The 21,546-nt window shown below is 65.0% G+C and carries 20 protein-coding genes; 7 read left to right on the forward strand and 13 right to left on the reverse strand.

Annotated elements, in window-relative coordinates:
* Nucleotides 1-80 precede the first annotated feature (80 nt).
* From HNP46_RS06425 to HNP46_RS06435, 3 genes are read left to right on the forward strand one after another with little or no spacing between them, the layout of a single operon-like run.
* Nucleotides 81-656 (forward strand): PilZ domain-containing protein, encoded by a 576-nt coding sequence (locus HNP46_RS06425; protein ID WP_184586922.1) that lies wholly within the window; start codon nt 81-83, stop codon nt 654-656.
* Nucleotides 657-670: 14 nt separating this feature from the next.
* Nucleotides 671-985 carry a phosphodiesterase gene (locus tag HNP46_RS06430; RefSeq protein WP_184586924.1) on the forward strand — a complete coding sequence of 105 codons (315 nt, stop codon included), beginning with the start codon at nt 671-673 and terminating at the stop codon, nt 983-985.
* Entirely contained in the window at nt 982-1,704 is a 723-nt protein-coding gene (locus HNP46_RS06435) for a glycerophosphodiester phosphodiesterase (RefSeq protein WP_184586926.1), read from the forward strand. The genes HNP46_RS06430 and HNP46_RS06435 overlap by 4 nt, the downstream gene beginning before the upstream one ends.
* Nucleotides 1,705-1,746: 42 nt before the next feature.
* Here the strand turns inward: HNP46_RS06435 and sthA are convergent, their stop codons facing one another.
* The 4 genes from sthA to HNP46_RS06455 form a co-directional block, all read right to left on the reverse strand.
* Nucleotides 1,747-3,141: a Si-specific NAD(P)(+) transhydrogenase gene (gene sthA / locus HNP46_RS06440; RefSeq protein WP_024766684.1), complete on the reverse strand. Its 1,395-nt coding sequence runs from the start codon at nt 3,139-3,141 to the stop codon at nt 1,747-1,749.
* Between the two features lie 210 nt (nt 3,142-3,351).
* Entirely contained in the window at nt 3,352-4,365 is a 1,014-nt protein-coding gene (locus HNP46_RS06445; protein ID WP_184586928.1) for an FAD:protein FMN transferase, read from the reverse strand.
* Nucleotides 4,366-4,508: 143 nt separating this feature from the next.
* A complete protein-coding gene (locus HNP46_RS06450) occupies nt 4,509-5,906 on the reverse strand; it encodes an amino acid permease (protein WP_184586930.1) in 1,398 nt (465 codons plus the stop codon).
* 108 nt (nt 5,907-6,014) lie between these two features.
* Nucleotides 6,015-7,481 (reverse strand): glyceraldehyde-3-phosphate dehydrogenase, encoded by a 1,467-nt coding sequence (locus HNP46_RS06455; RefSeq protein WP_184586932.1) that lies wholly within the window; start codon nt 7,479-7,481, stop codon nt 6,015-6,017.
* Nucleotides 7,482-7,621: 140 nt separating this feature from the next.
* Here HNP46_RS06455 and mfd point away from each other — a divergent pair, with 140 nt between their 5' ends.
* Together mfd and HNP46_RS06465 are read left to right on the forward strand one after the other, a co-directional pair.
* Nucleotides 7,622-11,086, forward strand: coding sequence for a transcription-repair coupling factor (mfd, locus tag HNP46_RS06460; RefSeq protein ID WP_184586934.1), 3,465 nt, complete (start codon nt 7,622-7,624; stop codon nt 11,084-11,086).
* An 11-nt stretch (nt 11,087-11,097) separates the two neighbouring features.
* A complete protein-coding gene (locus HNP46_RS06465) occupies nt 11,098-11,751 on the forward strand; it encodes a CsiV family protein (protein WP_184586936.1) in 654 nt (217 codons plus the stop codon).
* Between the two features lie 120 nt (nt 11,752-11,871).
* Here HNP46_RS06465 and HNP46_RS06470 read toward each other — a convergent pair whose 3' ends face one another.
* The 4 genes from HNP46_RS06470 to HNP46_RS06485 are packed head-to-tail and all read right to left on the reverse strand — an operon-like array spanning nt 11,872 to nt 14,926.
* Nucleotides 11,872-12,609, reverse strand: coding sequence for an S-methyl-5'-thioinosine phosphorylase (locus HNP46_RS06470; RefSeq protein WP_184586938.1), 738 nt, complete (start codon nt 12,607-12,609; stop codon nt 11,872-11,874).
* 9 nt (nt 12,610-12,618) lie between these two features.
* The gene (gene nagZ / locus HNP46_RS06475; protein WP_184586940.1) at nt 12,619-13,617 is read right to left on the reverse strand and encodes a beta-N-acetylhexosaminidase; all 999 of its coding nucleotides are present in this window, start codon (nt 13,615-13,617) and stop codon (nt 12,619-12,621) included.
* An 11-nt stretch (nt 13,618-13,628) separates the two neighbouring features.
* A complete protein-coding gene (locus tag HNP46_RS06480; protein ID WP_184586942.1) occupies nt 13,629-14,153 on the reverse strand; it encodes a L,D-transpeptidase in 525 nt (174 codons plus the stop codon).
* Nucleotides 14,154-14,209: 56 nt separating this feature from the next.
* Nucleotides 14,210-14,926 (reverse strand): TetR/AcrR family transcriptional regulator, encoded by a 717-nt coding sequence (locus tag HNP46_RS06485; protein ID WP_184586944.1) that lies wholly within the window; start codon nt 14,924-14,926, stop codon nt 14,210-14,212.
* A gap of 266 nt (nt 14,927-15,192) precedes the next feature.
* Between HNP46_RS06485 and lexA the strand changes: the two genes are divergently transcribed.
* A complete protein-coding gene (gene lexA, locus HNP46_RS06490) occupies nt 15,193-15,807 on the forward strand; it encodes a transcriptional repressor LexA (protein WP_026079098.1) in 615 nt (204 codons plus the stop codon).
* Nucleotides 15,808-15,820: 13 nt separating this feature from the next.
* Nucleotides 15,821-16,291, forward strand: a complete 471-nt coding sequence (gene sulA / locus HNP46_RS06495; RefSeq protein WP_184586946.1) for an SOS-induced cell division inhibitor SulA — start codon at nt 15,821-15,823, stop codon at nt 16,289-16,291.
* A gap of 44 nt (nt 16,292-16,335) precedes the next feature.
* Here sulA and HNP46_RS06500 read toward each other — a convergent pair whose 3' ends face one another.
* From HNP46_RS06500 to fadA, 5 genes are all read right to left on the reverse strand, one after another.
* The gene (locus HNP46_RS06500; protein ID WP_184586948.1) at nt 16,336-16,575 is read right to left on the reverse strand and encodes a hypothetical protein; all 240 of its coding nucleotides are present in this window, start codon (nt 16,573-16,575) and stop codon (nt 16,336-16,338) included.
* A gap of 107 nt (nt 16,576-16,682) precedes the next feature.
* Nucleotides 16,683-17,204 carry a DUF6586 family protein gene (locus HNP46_RS06505; RefSeq protein ID WP_184586950.1) on the reverse strand — a complete coding sequence of 174 codons (522 nt, stop codon included), beginning with the start codon at nt 17,202-17,204 and terminating at the stop codon, nt 16,683-16,685.
* A 67-nt stretch (nt 17,205-17,271) separates the two neighbouring features.
* Nucleotides 17,272-19,878 (reverse strand): type I DNA topoisomerase, encoded by a 2,607-nt coding sequence (gene topA / locus HNP46_RS06510; RefSeq protein ID WP_184586952.1) that lies wholly within the window; start codon nt 19,876-19,878, stop codon nt 17,272-17,274.
* A gap of 92 nt (nt 19,879-19,970) precedes the next feature.
* Nucleotides 19,971-20,234, reverse strand: a complete 264-nt coding sequence (locus HNP46_RS06515) for a DUF1653 domain-containing protein (protein WP_184586954.1) — start codon at nt 20,232-20,234, stop codon at nt 19,971-19,973.
* 122 nt (nt 20,235-20,356) lie between these two features.
* Nucleotides 20,357-21,532: an acetyl-CoA C-acyltransferase FadA gene (fadA, locus tag HNP46_RS06520; RefSeq protein ID WP_184586956.1), complete on the reverse strand. Its 1,176-nt coding sequence runs from the start codon at nt 21,530-21,532 to the stop codon at nt 20,357-20,359.
* Between the last annotated feature and the right edge of the window lie 14 nt (nt 21,533-21,546).

Genomic DNA, 21,546 nt, shown 5'->3' on the forward strand with positions numbered 1-21,546 from the left:
CATCTGGCGAGCGACTTCCGTGTGGCGAGGCCCGGCAGGCGGCTTTACACTCAGACCATCACTGCCGCCGTGGGTTCGCCATGTCCACTCCAGACGCGGATGACCGCCGCGAATACTATCGTATTGAAGACACGCTCGCATTGGAATTTCGCCCGCTGCGCGAGGACGAAATCCAGTCGCAAGAAGTGCTTCAGGATGATTCCGCGCTGTTCAATCTGCTCAGCGACCTGCACCTCACCGACTTCGAGTCGCAGCACCTGCTGCGCCATATCCACGAGCGCGACCGCCCGCTGGCCAGCTACCTGAAGGTGATGAACAAGCGCATCGACCTGATCGCCCAGGCCCTGACCCAGAGCCTGCTCAGCGAGATCGGTCCGGCACGCAGGGTCACCCTGTCCGAAGGCGGCATCAACTTCCGCGACGATCAGCCGCTTGCCGTCGGCCAGCACCTGGCGCTGAAGATAGTCCTGCTGCCCCAGGGCCTGGGGCTGCTGCTGCGCGCCCAGGTGACGCATTGCCAGCAACAGGCCGAAGGCGACTACGAGATCGGTACCGAATTCGACATACTGGGTGACGCCCAGCGCCAACTGCTGGCCCGCCATATCCTCCAGCGCCAGGCATCGGAACGCCGCCAGGCCAAGGCCCGCGGCGAATGAACGAAGGGAATGCCATGCGCCACCTGCTCCTGCTGCTCTGCCTTGTCACACCGCTGCCGCTGCTGGCCGATACCATCGAGATCCCGGTGGGCAGCCAGGGCGACCCGCATATCGTCCTGCCGGCCCGCGGTGAAAGCCAGAAGGCCGTGCTGGAGCGCTTCGGCCTGCCGGACGAGGAACACCCGGCAGTCGGCAAGCCGCCCATCTCGCGCTGGGACTACCGCGAGTTCAGCGTCTATTTCGAGAGCGGGGTGGTGGTTGATGCTGTCCGCCAGCACCGCTCGCAATACCTCAAGGACCTTTCACCGACTCCCAAGGAGCCCCAGTGACTCTGATCTATGGCCATCGCGGCGCCAAAGGCGAAGCACCGGAAAACACCCTGAACAGCTTCCTGCGCTGCCTGGAACATGGCGTGAAGCGCTGCGAGCTGGACCTGCATCTGTCCCGCGACGGCGAGCTGATGGTGATCCACGACCCGACGCTCAAGCGCACCACCGGCCGCCGCGGCAAGGTCTCCGAGCAACTGGCGGACGATCTGGTGACCATGGACGCCCGCGACGGCGGACCGGGCTGGGTACGCCCCTGCCCTATCCCGCGGCTGGCGGAGTTGTTCGAGCGCTGCGAGTTCGAGCACTGGCAGCTGGAAGTGAAGAGCGCGTCGAAGGATCGTGCCGGGCGCACGGTGCAGGCAATCCACCAATTGGTGGGGCGTTTCGGCCTGCGCGACCGGATTACCGTGACCTCGAGTTCGCGCACGGTGCTGCGCGCGCTGGAAGAACTGGCGCCGGACCTGTCACGCGGGCTGGTGGCCGAATACGCCTGGCTCGACCCGCTGAAGGTCGCCGCGCACTACGGCTGCGATCTGCTGGCGCTGAACTGGTCGCTGTGCACCCCGGAGCGTCTGCTGAAGGCGCAGAAACAGGGGCTGCATGTATCGGTGTGGACGGTCAACGAGCCGGCCCTGATGCGCCGGCTCGCCGATTTTGGCGTGGATAGCCTGATCACAGACTTTCCCGGTTTGGCCACTGCCACGATCGGGAATCGCTGAGCAGGTTCCCCCCGACCGGCTCAGGCCGCCGGTCGGGGTATTTCAAAAAATTCGGTTCAGGCCGTCGAACGCCGCTACGCGGTAGGCTTCGGCCATGGTCGGATAGTTGAAGGTGGTGTTGACGAAGTACTTCAGGGTGTTCAGTTCGCCCGGCTGGTTCATGATCGCCTGGCCGATGTGGACGATCTCCGATGCCTGGTCGCCGAAACAGTGCACACCGAGGATTTCCAGAGTCTCGCGGTGGAACAGGATCTTCAGCATGCCCACCGGCTCATTGGAGATCTGCGCGCGGGCCATGCCCTTGAAGAAGGCCTTGCCCACTTCGTAGGGAATCTTCGCCACGGTCAGTTCCTGCTCGTTCTTGCCGATCGAGCTGATCTCCGGAATGGTGTAGATACCGGTCGGCACGTCGTTCACGAAGCGCCAGCCATCGTGCTCGACGATGTTGCCAGCGGCCGAACGGCCCTGGTCATAGGCGGCACTGGCCAGGCTCGGCCAGCCGATCACGTCGCCAGCGGCATAGATGTTCGATACCGAGGTGCGGTAGTTCTCATCGGTCTCGATCTGGCCGCGGCTGTTGACCTTGATGCCGATGTTCTCCAGGCCCAGGCGGTCGGTGTTGCCGGTCCGGCCGTTGCACCACAGCAGGGCGTCAGCCTTGATCTTCTTGCCCGACTTCAGGTGCAGGATCACCCCGTTGTCCAGGCCTTCCACGCGCTCGTACTCCTCGTTGTGACGAATCAGCACGTTGTTGTTGCGCAGGTGGTAGCTCAACGCATCGGAAATCTCGTCGTCGAGGAAGCTCAGCAGCTGATCGCGGGTATCGATCAGGTCCACCAGCACACCCAGGCCGCTGAAGATCGAGGCGTACTCGCAGCCGATCACGCCGGCTCCGTAGATGATCAGGCGGCGCGGGGTGTGGCTCAGCGACAGGATGGTGTCGCTGTCGTAGACCCGCGGGTGGTTGAAGTTGATGTCCGACGGGCGATACGGACGCGAGCCGGTGGCAATCACGAACTGGTCGGCCACCAGGCGCTCCACGGCGCCGCTGGGGGTCACGACTTCAACGGTGCGCTCGTCGACGAAGCTGGCGGTGCCGTTGAACATGTCGATGCGGTTGCGCGCGTAGTAGCCGGTGCGCGACGACACCTGCTTGGAGATCACCCGCTCGGCGCTCTTCAGTACGTCCGGGAAGGAGAACCAGCGCGGCTCGCCGATCTGGCGGAACATCGGGTTGGTGTTGAACTCGATGATCTGCTTCACCGAGTGACGCAGCGCCTTGGACGGGATGGTGCCCAGGTGCGTGCAGTTGCCGCCGACCACGCGACGGCTGTCCACCACCGCCAGCTTGCGCCCGTACTTGGAGGCGTTCATCGCCGCCCCCTCGCCTGCCGGGCCCGTGCCGAGAATCACCACGTCGTAGTTGTAGACAGCCATGCGTACTCCTTCAGAACAGGCCGGGGCACCCGCGTGGCGCTCCCGGCAAAGCCCCGGCGCCACATGCGCCGAAGCGGATCGAAATCATTGGCGCAGCTTAGCCCTGCGGCAAAAGGCTGCACATTAGCGGTTGGTCGGCAGGTAGGCGAATTTTGCCGCCACTACATGCCATTACTCCCCGGCGGAGCACCATGATGCCCGTCGAAGCTTTCATTCCGGCGACGGGAACAGCGCCGCGAAACGCGGCGTCGCGCGGGTTACGAAGCCTTCGCCCTGGCGCACGATGAAGAAGGCCGCCAGCCCGTTGCGCTCGGCAAAGGTATAGCCCTCCTCCGGCCCCAGCACCATCAGCAGGGTCGACAGGCCATCGGCGCGCAGGGCCTGGGCTTCCGCCACCGTGACCGAGGCCAGCGCATGCCGCACCGGCGCGCCGGTGCGCGGGTCGAAGGTGTGCGAGTAGCGCTGCCCACCTTCCTCGAAATAGTTGCGGTAGTCGCCGGAGGTGGACAGGCCGATGCCGTCCAGCGCCACCGAGCGCTCCACCTGCCGCTCGCGCTCGCCGCTGGGCACTTCCAGGGCGATGCGCCAGGGCGTGCCGTCCGGCTTGTGGCCCACGGCCTTGAGCTCGCCGGTGATTTCCACCAGGTAATCGGCCAGCCCCAGCTCGGCAAGGCGCGCACTGACCTGATCCACCGCATAGCCGGCGACGATGCTGTCGAAGTCCAGCTGCGCAGCGACGTCCTTGCACAACTGATCGCCCTCCTGGCGCAGGTGCTGGTGACCGACACGAGCACGCGCCTGCTCCAGGGCGGCAGCATCGGGCACCTTCTCGGCGCGCGACTGCGGGCCGAAGCCCCAGAGGTTCATCAACGGCTCGACGGTGAGGTCGAAGGCGCCGCCGCTCTGCTGGGAAAGTTGCTCGCCGTAGCGCCACAGCGTCAGCATGTCCGCCGGCATCGCCATGCAGGCGCCGCCCGGCAAGGCATTGAAACGGGACACCACGGAATCGTCGCGGTAGGTGGAGAACTGCTCGTCCAGGCCCGCCAGGATCGCGTCGACCTCGACCTTGAGCTTCGCCGCATCCGGCGCCTTGCCGGTCGTGACGAACTGCACCGTGTAGCTGCTGCCCATGGTCGGCCCGCCGAAGCGCTCGACGGACTGCCCGCAGCCGCTCAAGGCTGCAAGCACCAGCACGATCAACAGGCTCGCATGGGACAAGGTCATCTCCATCAGCCGCCAGGGCGCGGCGCCGGGCATTCTACCGCAAGCACCCAGCGCCACTGTTTCCGCTCTGGCAAAGGTGCATTACCCCTTTCGCTCCAGGAACCAAGGAAAACGGGAGCCGAAGCTCCCGTTTCTCAACCGGTTCAGGCGTTGGCCTTGCCCGGGGACTTGCGCTTGAACAGGTAGCACACGCCCATCAGCACCACCCACACCGGGATCGCGTACACCGACACGTCGATACCCGGAATCTGCAGCATGATGCCCAGGATGAACACCACGAAGGCCAGGCACAGCCAGTTGCCGAAGGGGTACCACAGCGCGCGGAAGAACGGCTGCACGCCCTTGGCGGTCATGGCCTTGCGGAACTTCATGTGGGCCAGGCTGATCATCGCCCAGTTGATCACCAGCGCGGCGACCACCAGGGACATCAGCAGCTCCAGCGCCTGGTGCGGGATCACGTAGTTGACCACCACGCAGGCCAGGGTGATGAACGCCGATACGCCGATGGCCAGCAGCGGCACGCCGCGGTCATCGACCTTGGCGAAGGCACGCGGGGCATCGCCCTGCTCGGCCAGGCCATAGAGCATGCGGCTGTTGCAGTACACGCAGCTGTTGTAGACCGACAGCGCCGCGGTGAGCACCACGAAGTTCAGGATGTTCGCCGCATACTCGCTGCCCAGCAGCGAGAACACCTTGACGAACGGGCTGCCGCTGTAGGGATCGCCGGCGCTGTTGATGCTCTGCAGCAGGGCATCCCAGGGGTACAGCGAGAGCAGCACGGCCAGGGCGCCGATGTAGAAGATCAGGATGCGGTAGATGACCTGGTTGATCGCCTTGGGGATCACCTTCTTCGGCTCGGAGGCTTCGGCGGCGGTAATACCCACCAGCTCCAGGCCACCGAAGGAGAACATGATGATCGCCAGGACCATGATCAGCCCCTTCCAGCCATTGGGGAAGAAGCCGCCGTGGGCCCACAGGTTGCTCACCGAGGCCTGCGGGCCGCCGGTGCCGCTGACCAGCAGCCAGACGCCGAGCAGGATCATGCCGATGATGGCGACCACCTTGATGATCGCGAACCAGAACTCGGTCTCGCCGAAGGCCTTCACGTTGAACAGGTTGATGGCGTTGATCAGCACGAAGAACACCGCCGCCGTCGCCCAGGTCGGGAAGTCCGGCCACCAGAACTGGATGTACTTGCCGACCGCGGTCAGCTCCGACATGCCCACCAGGATGTACAGCACCCAGTAGTTCCAGCCCGACATGAAGCCGGCGAAGCCGCCCCAGTACTTGTGCGCGAAGTGGCTGAAGGAGCCGGCGACGGGCTCCTCGACGATCATCTCGCCCAGCTGGCGCATGATCAGGAAGGCGATGAAGCCGCCGATGGCGTAGCCGAGGATCATCGACGGGCCGGCGGATTGCAGAACGCCGGCAGAGCCCAGGAACAGGCCGGCACCGATGGCGCCGCCGAGGGCGATCAGCTGGATGTGGCGGTTCTTCAGACCGCGCTTCAGCTCGCCTTCATGCAGATGTTGTCCATCCATTTGAAGTCTTTCCAGGTTCGGGAATTGGCAGATTTTATTGGTGTTTATGGTAGAGCCAGTAACGAAAAACGGGAGCCCGAGAGCTCCCGTTTATCTAGACCGCCTGGATCAGCGCGGGAAAGCCGGCGGGTTCACGCCAGCCATATCTTCCATCACGCGGACGACCTGGCAGCTGTAGCCGAACTCGTTGTCGTACCAGACGTAGAGGACAACGCGGTTGTCGTTGGCGATGGTCGCCTCGGCATCGACGACGCCAGCATGGCGGGAGCCGACGAAGTCGGTGGAGACCACTTCCTGGGAGGACACGAAGTCGATCTGCTTCTGCAGGTCAGAGTGCATGGCCATCTGGCGCAGGTACTCGTTGATCTCTTCGCGGTTGGTGGCCTTTTCCAGGTTCAGGTTGAGGATGGCCATGGAGACGTTCGGCGTCGGAACGCGGATGGCGTTGCCGGTCAGCTTGCCTTTGAGAACCGGCAGAGCCTTGGCCGCAGCGGTAGCGGCGCCAGTCTCGGTGATCACCATGTTCAGCGGCGCGGCGCGGCCACGACGGCTGCCCTTGTGGAAGTTGTCGATCAGGTTCTGGTCGTTGGTGAACGAGTGAACGGTTTCGACGTGGCCGTTGACGATGCCGTACTGGTCGTTCACAGCCTTCAGCACCGGCACGATGGCGTTGGTGGTGCAGGAAGCGGCGGAAACGATCTTGTCGTCAGCGGTGATGTCGCCATGGTTGATGCCGTGAACGACGTTCTTCAGCGCGCCCTTGCCCGGAGCGGTGAGGATCACGCGGTCGATACCCGGGCACTTCAGGTGCTGGCCCAGGCCTTCGGCGTCACGCCATTTGCCGGTGTTGTCGACCAGCAGGGCGTTCTTGATGCCGTACTGGGTGTAGTCGATCGACGCCGGGTCGTTGGAGTAGATCACCTGGATCAGGTTGCCGTTGGCGGTGATCGTGTTGTGCTCTTCGTCGATGGTGATGGTGCCGTCGAACGGACCATGCACGGAGTCGCGGCGCAGCAGGCTGGCGCGCTTGACCAGGTCGTTCTCGGCGCCCTTGCGGACGACGATGGCGCGCAGGCGCAGGCCGTCGCCGCCACCGGTCTTCTCGATGAGGATGCGCGCCAGCAGGCGGCCGATGCGACCGAAACCGTAGAGGACGACGTCGGTGCCTTCGCGGGCGCCGCCGTTCTGCTTGCCGACCACGTCGGCCAGCTCGTCCTTGGTGAACTGCTCGATGCTGCGGCCGTTACCTTCGGCCTTGAACTTGGCGACCATCTTGCCCAGGTCTACCGAGGCGGCGCCCAGCTTGAGCTCGCTCATCGCCTTGAGGATCGGGAAAGTGTCGTGAACCGACAGCCCGCCTTCTTCGGCCAGGCGGTGACGGGCGAAACGGTGCGCTTTGAGGATCGCGATCACCGAACGGTTGATCAGGCCACGGCCGTAGATCGAGGTCACCACGTTGTTGTTACGGTACAGCTGACCGATCAGCGGAATCATGGCTTCCGCGAGGGCTTCACGATCGATCCACTCACCGAGACACTGGTCGGGCTTCTGGGTCACGGGCAATACCTTCCACATGTAGGAGAAGAAAAAAGGGGCTACATTATGACGGTGTGAACCTTCTCCGGCAATCCGCGACCGTCGCATGACTGACATCCGTCAATCGGGATAGTTACAATCCGGCCGGTCAAATCCCTCGACCGGAGCCAAGACTGCCCGTGTCCGTATTGCGTATCCCTACATTGCCGACCGCGGCCGGCAAGCAATCCTGGGGCAACCTCCCCGGAGCCGCCCTGAGCCTGGCCATCGCTGAAGCCGCCGGTCCGGCGAAACGTTTCACCCTGTTGCTGACCGCCGACAGCCAGAGCGCCGAGCGCCTGGAGCAGGAGCTGCGCTTCTTCGCCCCGGATTTGCCGGTGCTGCAGCTGCCGGACTGGGAAACCCTGCCTTACGACGTGTTCTCGCCGCACCAGGACATCATTTCCCAGCGCGTCGCCGCCCTCTACCAATTGCCCGAGTTGCGCCGCGGCGTGCTGGTGGTGCCCATCACCACCGCCTTGCACCGCCTGGCGCCGGCCAAGTTCCTGCTCGGCAGCAGCCTGGTGCTGGACGTCGGCCAGAAACTCGACGTCGAGCAGATGCGCAGCCGCTTCGAGGCCGCCGGCTATCGCTGCGTGGACACCGTCTACGAACACGGCGAGTTCGCCGTGCGCGGTGCGCTGATCGACCTGTTCCCGATGGGCAGTGAGCTGCCCTACCGGATCGACCTTTTCGACGATGAAATCGAGACGCTTCGTACCTTCGATCCGGAAACCCAGCGCTCCATCGACAAGGTGGAGAGCATCCGCCTGCTGCCGGCCCGCGAGTTCCCGCTGCGCAAGGAAGCAGTCACCGGCTTCCGCGGCCGCTTCCGCGAGCGCTTCGACGTCGACTACCGCCGCTGCCCGATCTACCAGGACCTGGCCAGCGGCCTGACACCCTCCGGTATCGAGTACTACATCCCGCTGTTCTTCGAAGATGGCGAGACTTCGACGCTGTTCGATTACCTGCCGCAGGACACCCAGGTGTTCTCCCTGCCGGGGATCGAGACCGCCGCCGAACAGTTCTGGACCGACGTGCGCAACCGCTACGAAGACCGCCGCTACGACCCGGAACGCCCACTGCTGCCGCCAGCCGAAGTGTTCCTGCCGGTGGAAGACTGCTTCGCCCGCCTGAAAAACTGGCCGCGCGTGGTGGTCAGCCCCGAGCCCATCGAGACCGGCGTCGGCCGCGAGCGCTTCCCTGCCGAAGCGCTGCCGGAACTGGCCATCGAGGCCAAAGCCACCGAGCCGCTGGCGCGCCTGCGCCAGTTCATCGAGCAGTTCGACGGACGAATCCTGTTTACCGCCGAATCCGCCGGCCGCCGCGAGGTGCTGCTGGAACTGCTGGCGCGACTGAAGCTGCGCCCGGTGGAAGTCGAAGGCTGGCCGGGCTTCCTGGCGCACAAGGACCGCCTGGCGATCACTATCGCGCCGATGGACGAAGGCCTGCTGCTGGATGCCGACAAGGGCAAGCCGGGCATCGCCCTGGTGGCCGAGAGCCCGCTGTTCGGCCAGCGCGTCATGCAGCGCCGGCGCCGCGAGAAGACCCGCGACGGTGGCGAGAACGTCATCAAGAACCTCACCGAACTGCGCGAAGGCGCGCCGGTGGTGCACATTGACCACGGTGTCGGCCGCTACATGGGCCTGATCACCCTGGAGATCGACGGCCAGAACGCCGAATTCCTCGCCCTGCAATACGCCGACGAAGCCAAGCTCTACGTGCCGGTGGCCAACCTGCACCTGATCGCCCGCTACACCGGCAGCGACGATGCCCTGGCGCCGCTGCACAAGCTGGGCTCGGAAACCTGGCAGAAGGCCAAGCGCAAGGCCGCCGAACAGGTTCGCGACGTCGCCGCCGAGCTGCTGGATATCTACGCCCGCCGCGCCGCGCGCAAGGGCTACGCGTTCAAGGACCCGCAGGTCGACTACGCCACCTTCTCTGCCGGCTTCCCCTTCGAGGAAACCCCGGACCAGCAATCCGCCATCGAGGCAGTGGTGGCCGACATGCTCGCCGACAAGCCGATGGACCGTCTGGTCTGCGGCGATGTCGGCTTCGGCAAGACCGAAGTGGCCATGCGCGCGGCCTTCGTCGCGGTACACAGCGGCAAGCAGGTCGCCGTGCTGGTGCCCACCACCCTGCTCGCCCAGCAGCACTACAACAGCTTCCGCGACCGCTTCGCCGACTGGCCGGTAACGGTCGAGGTGATGAGCCGCTTCAAGTCCGCCAAGGAAGTCGAAGGCGCCGTGGCGCAACTGGCCGAAGGCAAGGTCGACATCGTCATCGGCACGCACAAGCTGCTGCAGGACGATGTGAAGTTCAAGAACCTCGGCCTGGTCATCATCGACGAGGAACACCGCTTCGGCGTGCGCCAGAAGGAGCAGCTCAAGTCCCTGCGCAGCGAGGTGGACATCCTCACCCTCACCGCCACGCCGATCCCGCGCACGCTGAACATGGCGGTGGCTGGCATGCGCGACCTGTCGATCATCGCCACGCCGCCGGCACGTCGCCTGTCAGTGCGCACCTTCGTCATGGAAGAGCAGAAGTCGGTGATCAAGGAAGCCCTGCTGCGCGAACTGCTGCGCGGCGGCCAGGTGTACTTCCTGCACAACGAGGTGAAGACCATCGAGAAGTGCGCCCGCGACCTCGCCGAGCTGGTCCCGGAGGCGCGCATCGGCATCGGCCACGGGCAGATGAACGAGCGCGACCTGGAACGGGTGATGAGCGACTTCTACCACAAGCGCTTCAACGTGCTGGTGGCCTCGACCATCATCGAGACCGGCATCGACGTGCCCAGTGCCAACACCATCCTCATCGAGCGCGCCGACAAGTTCGGCCTGGCCCAGCTGCACCAGCTGCGCGGGCGCGTCGGCCGCAGCCACCACCAGGCCTACGCCTACCTGCTCACCCCGCCGCGCAAGCAGATGACCCCGGACGCCGAGAAGCGCCTGGAAGCCATCGCCAACGCCCAGGACCTGGGTGCCGGCTTCGTGCTGGCGACCCATGACCTGGAAATCCGCGGCGCCGGCGAGCTGCTCGGCGACGGCCAGAGCGGGCAGATCCAGGCGGTGGGCTTCACCCTCTACATGGAAATGCTCGAACGCGCGGTGAAGGCCATCCGCAAGGGCGAGCAACCGAACCTGGAGCAGCCGCTGGGCGGCGGCCCGGACATCAACCTGCGGGTGCCGGCGCTGATCCCCGAAGACTACCTGCCGGACGTCCACGCCCGCCTGATCCTCTACAAGCGCATCGCCAACGCCGCCGACGAGGACGGCCTGCGCGAACTGCAGGTAGAGATGATCGACCGCTTCGGCCTGCTGCCAGAGCCGGCGAAGAACCTGATCCGCCTGACGCTTCTGAAACTGCAGGCAGAAAAACTCGGCATCGTGAAGGTGGATGCCGGGCCCCAGGGAGGACGGGTAGAATTCGCCGCCGACACCTGCGTCGACCCGCTGGTGCTGATCAAGATGATCCAGAGCCAGCCCAACCGGTACAAATTCGAAGGGGCCACCCTCTTCAAGTTCCAGGTGCCCATGGAGCGCCCGGAAGAACGCTTCAACACGCTGGAGGCGCTGCTCGAGCGCCTCACGCCCCAGACCCGCTAAGGACCCCGCGCATGCGCCTGTTCCAACCCCTGCTGCTGTCGCTGGCGCTTCTCTCGCCAGCCGCCATCGCCGAGCCCTACCAGGTGGAGCTGATCCTGTTCCAGCAGTCCGGCGACGCCGTGTTCGCCAGCCGCCCCGCGCCCGACGACTGGGCCAAGGGCGCGCAACCGCCCGGCCCGGACAGCTCGCGACCAACCGCGATGGACGCCCAGGTGGCCAAGCTGAAGCAGAACGAAGGCTTCCAGGTCCTGATGCACAAGGCCTGGCGCCAGGAGATCGATGCCAATCCGGTGAAGATTTCCCTGAGCGAAGGCGCCCAGCGCGACGGCCACTTCCCCGTGGAAGGCACCGTCACCCTCAGCCTGCAGCGCTTCGTCAACACCCAGACCGATTTCTGGATCAACCAGTTCGGCCAGGACGGCCTGCTCGCCGCCAGCCAGCACATGGTCCAGGAGGCCAGCCTGAAGAACAGCGTGCTGACCTACCTCGACCATCCGAGCCTGGGCATGCTGATCAAGGTCAGCCCGCTCAACGCGCGCCCTGCCTCCCCACCACCGCCAGGCGTGGAAGACGAAGCGCCCACCGGCCCGGACGCCCCGCAGCAGCCCGCGCCGGCCGCTCCGGCCGACGGCGGCTTCGACGCGCCACCGCCGGCGGCGCAGTAACGAAAAAGCCCGGCATCCGCCGGGCTTTTTCTTGGATCTTCGTAGGAGCGAGCCTGCTCGCGAACCGCCTGGCACCGTGCCTTGCAAGTTCGCGAGCAAGCTCGCTCCTGCATTTCGGGCTCAGCTAACCAGCACGCGCCCCAGCACTTCACGCACCTTGCCGATCCCCTCGTGCAGCGCCTGCTCGATCTCGGCCATGGTGATGATGCCGCTGGATTTACCCGCTGCCGGATTCACCACCAGCGACAGACAGGCGTAGGGCAGGTCCAGCTCGCGAGCCAGAGCGGCTTCGGGCATGCCGGTCATGCCGATGATGTCGCAACCATCACGCTCCAGTTTGGCGACTTCCGCCACGGTCTCCAGACGCGGCCCCTGGGTCGCGGCGTACACGCCATGGCTGCTGTACGCATACCCCAGCGCCTGCAGGGCAACGATCAGCTTCTGCCGCAGCGGTTCGTCGTACGGATGACTGAAATCGATATGGGTGACGTGATCGATGTCGCCGGCGAAATAAGTGTGCTCACGGCCCCAGGTGTAATCGACGATCTGGTGGGGCACGCAGAGATGGCCGCTGCCCATGGCCGCGTGGATACCGCCCACGGCGTTGACCGCGAGGACGGCCTCGGCGCCGGCCTGCTGCAGCGCCCAGAGGTTGGCGCGGTAGTTCACCTGGTGCGGCGGGAAGCGGTGCGGATGGCCGTGTCGAGCGAGGAACAGCACCTCACGGCCGGCGAACTCGCCGCGCTGGATGGCTGCCGAGGGCGCGCCGTAGGGCGTGTCCAGCTCGATGGCATCCTTCAGGGTCAGCCCTTCCAGCTGGGTCAGGCCGGTGCCGCCGATGATGGCGTAGACAGTCATGGCAAATCCTTAATCGATCAGTTGGGCGGCGCGCAGCTCGCCGACCGCCTGTTGCCAGCGCGGCAGCTGCTTGTATTCGATCCCCGGCCAGGCCTTGGCGCGCATGCGCTGCAGACGCTGCGGCGCGGTGACCTTCAACCGCTGCAGGGCACTCAGGGCGAGCTCGGCGGAAGCGCGATCATTGCAGACCAGGCCCATATCGCAACCGGCGCCCAGCGCCGCCTCGATACGGTTGGCGGCATCGCCGACCACATGGGCGCCGGCCATGGACAGGTCGTCGCTGAAGATCACCCCGTCAAAGCCCAGCTCGCCGCGCAGGATGTCCTGCAGCCAGCGCCGGGAGAATCCAGCGGGGTTCGGGTCGACCTGCGGGTAGATCACGTGGGCCGGCATCAGTGCATCCAACTGGCCGGACAGGCGCTGGAACGGGACCAGGTCCACAGCGCGGATCTGCTCCAGCGTGCGCTCGTCTTCCGGGATGCCTACATGGGAATCGACTTCGGCCCAGCCGTGACCGGGGAAGTGCTTGCCGGTGGCAGCCATGCCGGCGGCGTGCATGCCACGGATGAAAGCACCCGCCAACTCGACGGCACGCTGCGGATTACCCTCGAAGGCGCGACTGCCAACCACGGCGCTGCGCTGGTGATCCAGGTCCAACACCGGGGCGAAGCTCAGGTCGAGCCCTACCGCCAGCACTTCGGTCGCCATCAGCCAGCCACACTGCTCGGCAAGGCGTTCGGCATTGGCGTTATCAGCGATGGCGCGCATGGCCGGCAAGCGCAGGAAGCCCTGGCGCAAGCGCTGCACACGTCCACCTTCCTGGTCGACGGCCAGCAGCAGGTCGGGGCGAATCGCGCGAATGGCCTCCATCAGCTCGCGCACCTGACGCGGCGATTCGATGTTGCGGGCGAAGATGATCAGGCCACCCACTTCCGGGTGGCGCAGGATCTGGCGGTCCTCGGCGGTAAGCCAGGTACCGCCGACGTCGAGCATCAGGGAGCCTTGCATGTGCATTCCTTTCAATTCAGTGGCGCCGCCTGCCACTCGGGGCAGGCGGCCTCTTCGATTCGGACCCGGCAATGGAGCGGCACCCGCGGGAAGAGTTCCAGCAGGTCGTCATTGCGCAGGCGGATACAGCCGTGGGACAGCGGTGTGCCCATGGGCTCGCAGTCCGGCGTGCCGTGCAGGTAGATATAGCGGCGGAAGGTATCGACCTCGTCCATCCGGTTGCGCCCCGGCTCGCAGCCGCTGAGCCAGAGGATGCGCGAGAGGATCCAGTCGCGCCCGGGAAACGCCTCGTGCAATTGGGCCGTCCAGGTCTCGCCGGTCCAGCGTCGCCCCTTCAGCACCGCTCCCCTGGGGAGCCCGTCGCCGATGCGCGCGCGAATCTGGTGCAGGCCGCGCGGCGTGCAGCCGGAACCGTTGCGCTCCCCCGCGCCGTTGGCGGCGCTGGATATCGGCATGCGCACGACGAGACGCCCCGCGGCAAGGCCGTAGAGCATCTGGTCAGCAAGGGAAATGTGCAGGAGGTCGAGATCAGCCATGGCCGGCTACTGTAGCCGATCGGGCCGACGCAGCCCAGCGCGAAGCCGGGCCGGAATCAGACCTTGGCAGGCGCCTGAGCGCTGCTCGACTTGGTGCGCGGCTTGAGTTGCGCGCCGGCCAGCGAAGGATCGCTGACGCCACTGTCGGCCCGCATGCCGGCAGCGAGGAACGGCACCATCAGGCGCATGACCTGCTCGATGGAGGTGTTCACGCCGAAATCGTTCTCGGCCATGGCGCGCAGCGCCTTGATGCCGGACATGCTGAACACCGCGGTACCCAGCATGAAGTGCACGCGCCAGAACAGCTCCAGCGGCGGCAGGCGCGGCGCAGATTCGTTCACCAGCAGCATGAAGCGACGGAACACCTTGCCGTAGACCTCTTCGAGGTACTTGCGCAGATGCCCCTGGCTCTGGCTGAAGGCCAGGCCCAGCAGGCGCATGAAGATGGACAGGTCGTTGCCGCTGCGCGGCTTGACCGCCATGGCCTGGACCACGAGCAGCTCCAGCAATTCTTCCAGCGTGGCGCGCGGCGCGTCGGGCTTGGCCTGACGGCGGTCCAGCTCCTTTTCGAGGCTGGCGCAGAACGGGCCGAGGAAGCGCGAGAAGACCGCCTGGATCAGCGCCTTCTTCGAGCCGAAGTGATAGTTCACCGCCGCGAGGTTCACCCCCGCCTTGCTGGTGATCAGACGCAGGGAGGTTTCGGCGAAGCCTTTCTCCGCGAACAGCTGTTCCGCAGCATCCAGGATGCGTTCGACGGTTTCCGACTGGGCCATGGCTACTCCGCCTGACAAACACTTGTTTGAAACATACGTTTCAGCGTCTTGTATTGTCAAGCAAAGTGCGATGGATTGTTACCAATATCATGGCAATGCGACGAGACGCCGTACTTATCCTAAATAGCAAGACAGCAAGACGCCTGCCAAGCCGCAAAGGTTACATGCACGAAAGCTCCCCTGCCCCTGCGGCCCAATAAAAGCATTGCCAGCCCGCCATCACTGTATATAATTCCAGGCACTGTATAAAAAGCCAGAGTATGGACATGCTGAAGCTGACGCCGCGCCAAGCCGAGATCCTCGCCTTCATCAAACGCTGCCTGGAAGCCAACGGCTACCCGCCCACCCGCGCGGAGATCGCCCAGGAGCTCGGCTTCAAGTCGCCCAACGCCGCCGAGGAGCACCTGAAGGCCCTCGCCCGCAAAGGCGCCATCGAGATGACTCCGGGCGCTTCCCGCGGCATCCGCATCCCCGGCTTCGAACCCAAGGCCGCCGCCAACGACGACGAATTGCCGATCATCGGCCGCGTCGCCGCTGGCGCGCCGATCCTCGCCGAACAGAACGTCGACGACACCTGCCGGATCAACCCTACCTTCTTCAATCCGCCGGCCGATTACCTGCTGCGCGTACGCGGCCAGAGCATGAAGGACGTCGGCATCATGGACGGCGACCTGCTCGCCGTGCATGTCACCCGCGAGGCGCGCAACGGCCAGATCGTGGTCGCCCGCCTGGGTGAAGAGGTCACGGTGAAGCGCTTCAAGCGTGAAGGCAGCAAGGTCTGGCTGCTCGCCGAGAACCCGGAGTTCGCCCCCATCGAGGTCGATCTCAAGGAACAGGAACTGGTCATCGAAGGCTTGAGCGTCGGCGTGATCCGTCGCTGAACAGGAGACACCCATGCAGTACCCGCAGCCGCAGAACCTGCCGCAACTCCCGCTGTTCCAGGAAGCACTCTGGGCAAGCGGTACTGCTCCCCTGCTTCCGGAGCTGGTGGAAGACGAACCCGCCGACGAAAGCGCCTTCAGCGAGATCGCCCTGCGCGGCCTTCCCGGCCAGTGCCTGACGCTGCTGGCGCCGATGCTCCGTGAGCTGAGCGAGGAAAGCGATTCGCGCTGGCTCACCCTGATCGCGCCGCCCTCCAGCCTGACCCCGGATTTCCTGCGCAAGGCCGGGCTGAACCGCGAACGCATCCTGCTGCTGCCCGCCCGCGATCAGGCCGCCGCCCAGGCCCTGGCCTGCGAAGCGCTGCGGCTGGGCCACAGCCACACCGTGGTGAGCTGGTTGAACCTGGGCGCGAAAGCGCGCACGCAGCTGTCCCGCGCCGCCGTTGCCGGTCAGGCGCAGAGCCTGAATATTCGTCTGGGTTGATCTGCTCGGGAAGCTCCGCCGCGAACGCGGCGAAGCAGTGCTACTCAATGCAGGACGCGCGGGCCTTCGTCGTCCACGTTCATGTCGCCACCTTCGGCGAGACGACCGGCCATCTGCACGCCGACATTGAACATCGCCTTGGCGATCTCGATGTGCTGGCCCTGCAGGAAGCCCTTGGCATCAGCGGAGAACTCCAGGGTCACCAGCGCCTCCTCTTCGTCCGCGCGACGCAGCACGATTCGCCCGTCAGGCAGCTCGACAATTTCCAGAAATGAGGTTGGCATAGCGACGTTCTCCACAGCAGAACGCGTAGTGTAACAGCCACATCCGCTACACCCTAGCCAAAGCTTGCGCGGACCGACCGGAAGGCCGGCGCACTGTGATGGGCGAATCAGAGCTCGGTGAGCGAGGCGCGGAAACGCAGCACCAGCTCCTTCAGGGACTTGCGCCAGGCTTCCAGCTCGTCATTGCCCAGCTCGACGGGAGCCTCGTCATCGACGTTGACTGCCTGGATCAGCGGCTGGGTCGGATCGACCTTGGCCTTCTTCGGTTCGCTCGGCGGCTGGAACAGCGCCGCATAGGCGCCCAGCAGGCGGCCCAGCCAGGCTTCCGGGGATTGCGCCAGCTCGACCATTTCCGCCAGCTCAGGGCTTGGAGCGGCAGCCAGCACTTCGGCGTTGAGCAGCATTTCGACACGCGGTGCGCCGGCCTGGGGCAGGCGGTAGTAGCCAGCGATCTCGTGGGCCACGCCCAGCACTGCGCCATAGAGATGGAACAGCGCCGCTTCGCGCTCGGCCTGGATGCGCGCCTGGGCGTTCATTGCCCGCGCCGCTTCGGCGCTGCGCCAGGCTTCCAGGGCAAGGCCGGCGAAGAACAGCTTCTGGTTGGTGCGGGTATAGAGTTCGTTCGCCATGACCGGGCCCTCGGCAGTCGACTTCGGCAGTATAAGCACGCCCCGCCTCAGCGGGGCGCGCCTTCCATCAGCGCTTGTCTTCGACCTTCCACTTGCCGCCGTCGAAGAACGCACGCCAGCCGGTGGGCTTGCCGTCGACTTCGGACTGCACGTACTGCTCCTTGGTCTTGCGGCTGAAGCGGATCACCACCGGGCGGCCGTCCGGGTCTTTCGCCGGAGCGGACAGCAGGAAGTGGTACTTGGGATCCAGCTCTTCCTTGTGCGGCAGCAGTTCGAGCACCAGCGGAGCACGGGTCTCGCGGTTCTTCGGGAACTGACTGGCGGCCAGGAACAGGCCGGAAGCACCGTCACGCAGAACGTAGACATCATCCACCTTCTCGCACTTGAGCTCCGGCATGCGGATGGCATCCATCTTCGGCGGCGCCGGCTCACCGTTCTTCAGCAGCTTGCGGGTGTTCTTGCAGGTCGGGTTGGTACAGCCGAAGAACTTGCCGAAGCGGCCGGTCTTGAGCTGCATCTCGCTGCCGCACTTGTCGCATTCCAGGCTCGGGCCTTCGTAGCCCTTGATGCGGTACTGGCCTTCTTCGATCTCGTAGCCGGCGCAGTCCGGGTTGTTGCCACAGATGTGCAGCTTGCGCTTCTCGTCGACCAGGTAGGCGTCCATCGCGGTGCTGCAGATCGGGCAGCGGTGCTTGCCACGCAGTACGCGGGATTCCGACTCACCCTCGTCATCCGCGGCGATCTCGTCGCCCGGAATCAGGTTCACGGTCGCCTTGCAGCGCTCTTTCGGCGGCAGGCTGTAGCCCGAGCAGCCGAGGAACACGCCGGTGGAAGCAGTCCGGATCATCATCGGCCGGCCGCACTCGCGGCAGGGGATGTCGGTCAGGGTCGGCTGGTTGGCGCGCATGCCATCGTTGGAGGCTTCGGCCAGGTCGAGCTTCTTGCGGAAGTCGCCGTAGAACTCGTCCAGCACGTTCTTCCAGTCGCGCTCGCCCTGGGCCACGTCATCGAGGTTCTCTTCCATGCCGGCGGTGAAGCCGTAGTCCATGAGATTGGAGAAGCTCTCGTTGAGGCGGTCGGTGACGATATCGCCCATCTTTTCCGCGTAGAAGCGGCGGTTGTGGGTGGTGACGTAGCCGCGCTCCTGGATGGTGGAGATGATCGCCGCGTAGGTGGACGGACGGCCAATGCCACGCTTTTCCAGTTCCTTGACCAGGCTCGCTTCGGAGAAGCGCGCCGGCGGCTTGGTGAAGTGTTGGCTCGGGTCGAGCTTGAGCAGCTTCATCGCATCGCCCTGGTTCATTTCCGGCAGGACGTCGTCCTCGCCCGGCTTGCTCTGCTGCGGCAGCACCTTGGTGTAGCCGTCGAACTTCAAGATGCGGCCCTTGGCGCGCAGCTCGAAGTCACCGGCAGCGGCGCTGACGGTGGTGGACAGGTACTCGGCCGGCGGCATCTGGCAGGCCACGAACTGGCGCCAGATCAGCTCGTACAGGCGCTCGGCGTCGCGCTCCATGCCCGACAGCTGGGTCGGACGCAGGTTGACGTCGGAAGGACGAATCGCTTCGTGCGCTTCCTGGGCGCCTTCCTTGCTGGAGTAGAAGTTCGGCTTGGCCGGCAGGTATTTCTTGCCGAACTCGCTGTCGATGAAACCGCGCACCATGTCGATGGCGTCGGCCGACAGGTTGGTCGAGTCGGTACGCATATAGGTGATGTAGCCGGCTTCGTAGAGACGCTGGGCCATCATCATGGTCTTCTTCACCCCGAAGCCCAGGCGGTTGCTCGCGGCCTGCTGCAGGGTGGAGGTGATGAACGGCGCCGACGGCTTGCTGGAAGTCGGCTTGTCCTCGCGCTTGGCGATGCTGTAGCTGGAGGACTTGAGCTTCTCCAGGGCCGCGGTGGCCTGGGCCTCGTTCAGCGGCTTGAAGGCTTCGCCCTTCTCGCGCACCACTTCGAAGCGGACCTTGTCGTTCTTCGGCGTACCGAGGTCGGCGTGCACTTCCCAGTATTCTTCCGGGACGAACGCGCGAATCTCGCGCTCACGCTCGACCACCAGTTTCACGGCGACGGACTGCACGCGACCGGCAGACAGACCGCGGGCGATCTTCGCCCACAGCAGCGGCGAGACCATGTAGCCCACCACGCGATCGAGGAAGCGACGCGCCTGCTGGGCGTTGACGCGGTTGATATCCAGCTCGCCGGGCTGGGAGAAGGCCTCCTGGATGGCCTTCTTGGTGATTTCGTTGAAGACCACGCGCTTGTAGCGCGAGTCGTCGCCGCCGATGGCCTCGCGCAGGTGCCAGGCAATGGCCTCCCCTTCGCGGTCCAAGTCGGTTGCGAGATAGATGGTGTCGGCATCCTTGGCCAGGCGGCGCAGTTCCTCGATCACCTTTTCCTTGCCGGGCAGGATCTCGTACTTGGCTTTCCAGCCGTGTTCCGGATCGACCCCCATGCGGGTGACGAGCTGCCGTTTGGCTTTTTCCTTCGGCGACAGGGCCGGCGCCTCGGCTGCGGTCTTGCGCGTTTTTGCCGCAGGCTCCTTCGACGCGGACGAGCCGCTGGTGGGCAGGTCGCGGATGTGGCCGATGCTCGACTTCACCACGTACTGGTTGCCCAGGTACTTGTTGATGGTCTTGGCCTTGGCCGGTGATTCCACGATGACCAGCGATTTACCCATGGATCGGAATATTCCTGCGTCGAAAAGATGAATTTATAAGGAGGGAGGAGCTAGGAGCGGCACCGCTATATATAGTGGCGGTCGCGCCAAGGTCAAGCTTGGGTTTCGCCGGACGGGCTGGTCAGAAGCCCCAGCGGATCGTCTTCGGCGCTCACCAGGGCGAAGCGCGGAACCTTCTCGCCGTTCACTTCCACCGCTTCGGTGAAAATGCTCAGCGGGCGCACCCAGAGGCCGAATTCGCCATACAGGGCCTGGTAGATCACCAGCTCTTCCTCGGTCTCCGAATGCCGGGCGACGCCGAGCACGCGGTACTGCTGTCCCTTGTAATGTCGATACAGTCCGGGCTGCAAGTGCATGTCGGTTCTCCCTCGGCCGGCCAAAAGGCGGCGATTGTGCTCATTGCGCGGCCGCCGGGCAACCCCGCCCGACAAAAACGAAAACCGGGGCACAAGGCCCCGGCTCTCTCGTCGACGAAAGCTTAGACGCGTTCGAAGACGGTGGTGATGCCCTGACCGAGGCCCACGCACATGGTGGACACGCCCAGGGTGCCACTGTTCTGCTTCATCACGTTGAGCAGGGTGCCGGAGATACGCGCACCGGAGCAGCCGAACGGGTGACCCAGGGCGATGGCGCCGCCGTGCAGGTTGACCTTCTCTTCCATCTTGTCGAGGATCTTGAGGTCCTTCAGCACCGGCAGGGCCTGTGCGGCGAAGGCTTCGTTGAGCTCGAAGAAGTCGATGTCGTTGATGGTCAGGCCGGCGCGCTTGAGCGCCTTGTTGGTCGACGGAACCGGGCCGTAGCCCATGATCGCCGGATCAACGCCCGCCACGGCCATGGCGCGAACCACGGCCATCGGCTGCACGCCCAGGTCCTGGGCGCGCTGGGCACTCATGACGATCATGCAGGAAGCGCCGTCGGTGATCTGCGAGGAAGTACCCGCAGTCACGGTGCCCCCTTTGGGGTTGAACGCCGGTTTCAGGGCGGCCAGGCTTTCCAGGGTGGTTTCCGGACGGATGGTCTCGTCGAAGTCGAAGACCTTCAGGAAGCCGTTCTCGTCGTAACCTTCCATCGGGATGATTTCGTCTTTGAACTTGCCTTCCTGAGTCGCTTTCCAGGCCAGCTGGTGCGAACGCACGCCGAACTTGTCCTGCGCCTCGCGGGTGATGCCGTGCATCTTGCCCAGCATCTCAGCGGTCAGGCCCATCATGCCCGACGCCTTGGCGGCGTACAGGGACATGTGCGGGTTCGGATCGACGCCGTGCATCATGCCGACGTGGCCCATGTGCTCCACGCCGCCGATGACGAAGACGTCACCGTTGCCGGTCTGGATCGCCTGCACGGCAGTGTGCAGGGCGCTCATGGACGAGCCGCACAGGCGGCTGACGGTCTGGCCGGCGCTGGTGTGCGGGATCTGGGTCATCAGCGACGCCATGCGTGCGATGTTCCAGCCCTGCTCCAGGGTCTGGTTCACGCAGCCCCAGATCACGTCCTCGACTTCCGCCGGGTCGATCTTCGGGTTGCGTGCCAGCACGCTGCTGATCAGGTGCGCGGACATGTTCTCCGCGCGGGTGTTGCGGTGCATGCCACCCTTCGAACGGCCCATCGGGGTGCGGCCGAAGTCGACAATGACGGCGTCTCTCGGATTCAGGCTCATAAATTCACTCTCGC

The organism is Pseudomonas nitroreducens (assembly GCF_014204515.1).
Taxonomy (GTDB): Bacteria; Pseudomonadota; Gammaproteobacteria; order Pseudomonadales; family Pseudomonadaceae; genus Pseudomonas; species Pseudomonas nitritireducens_A.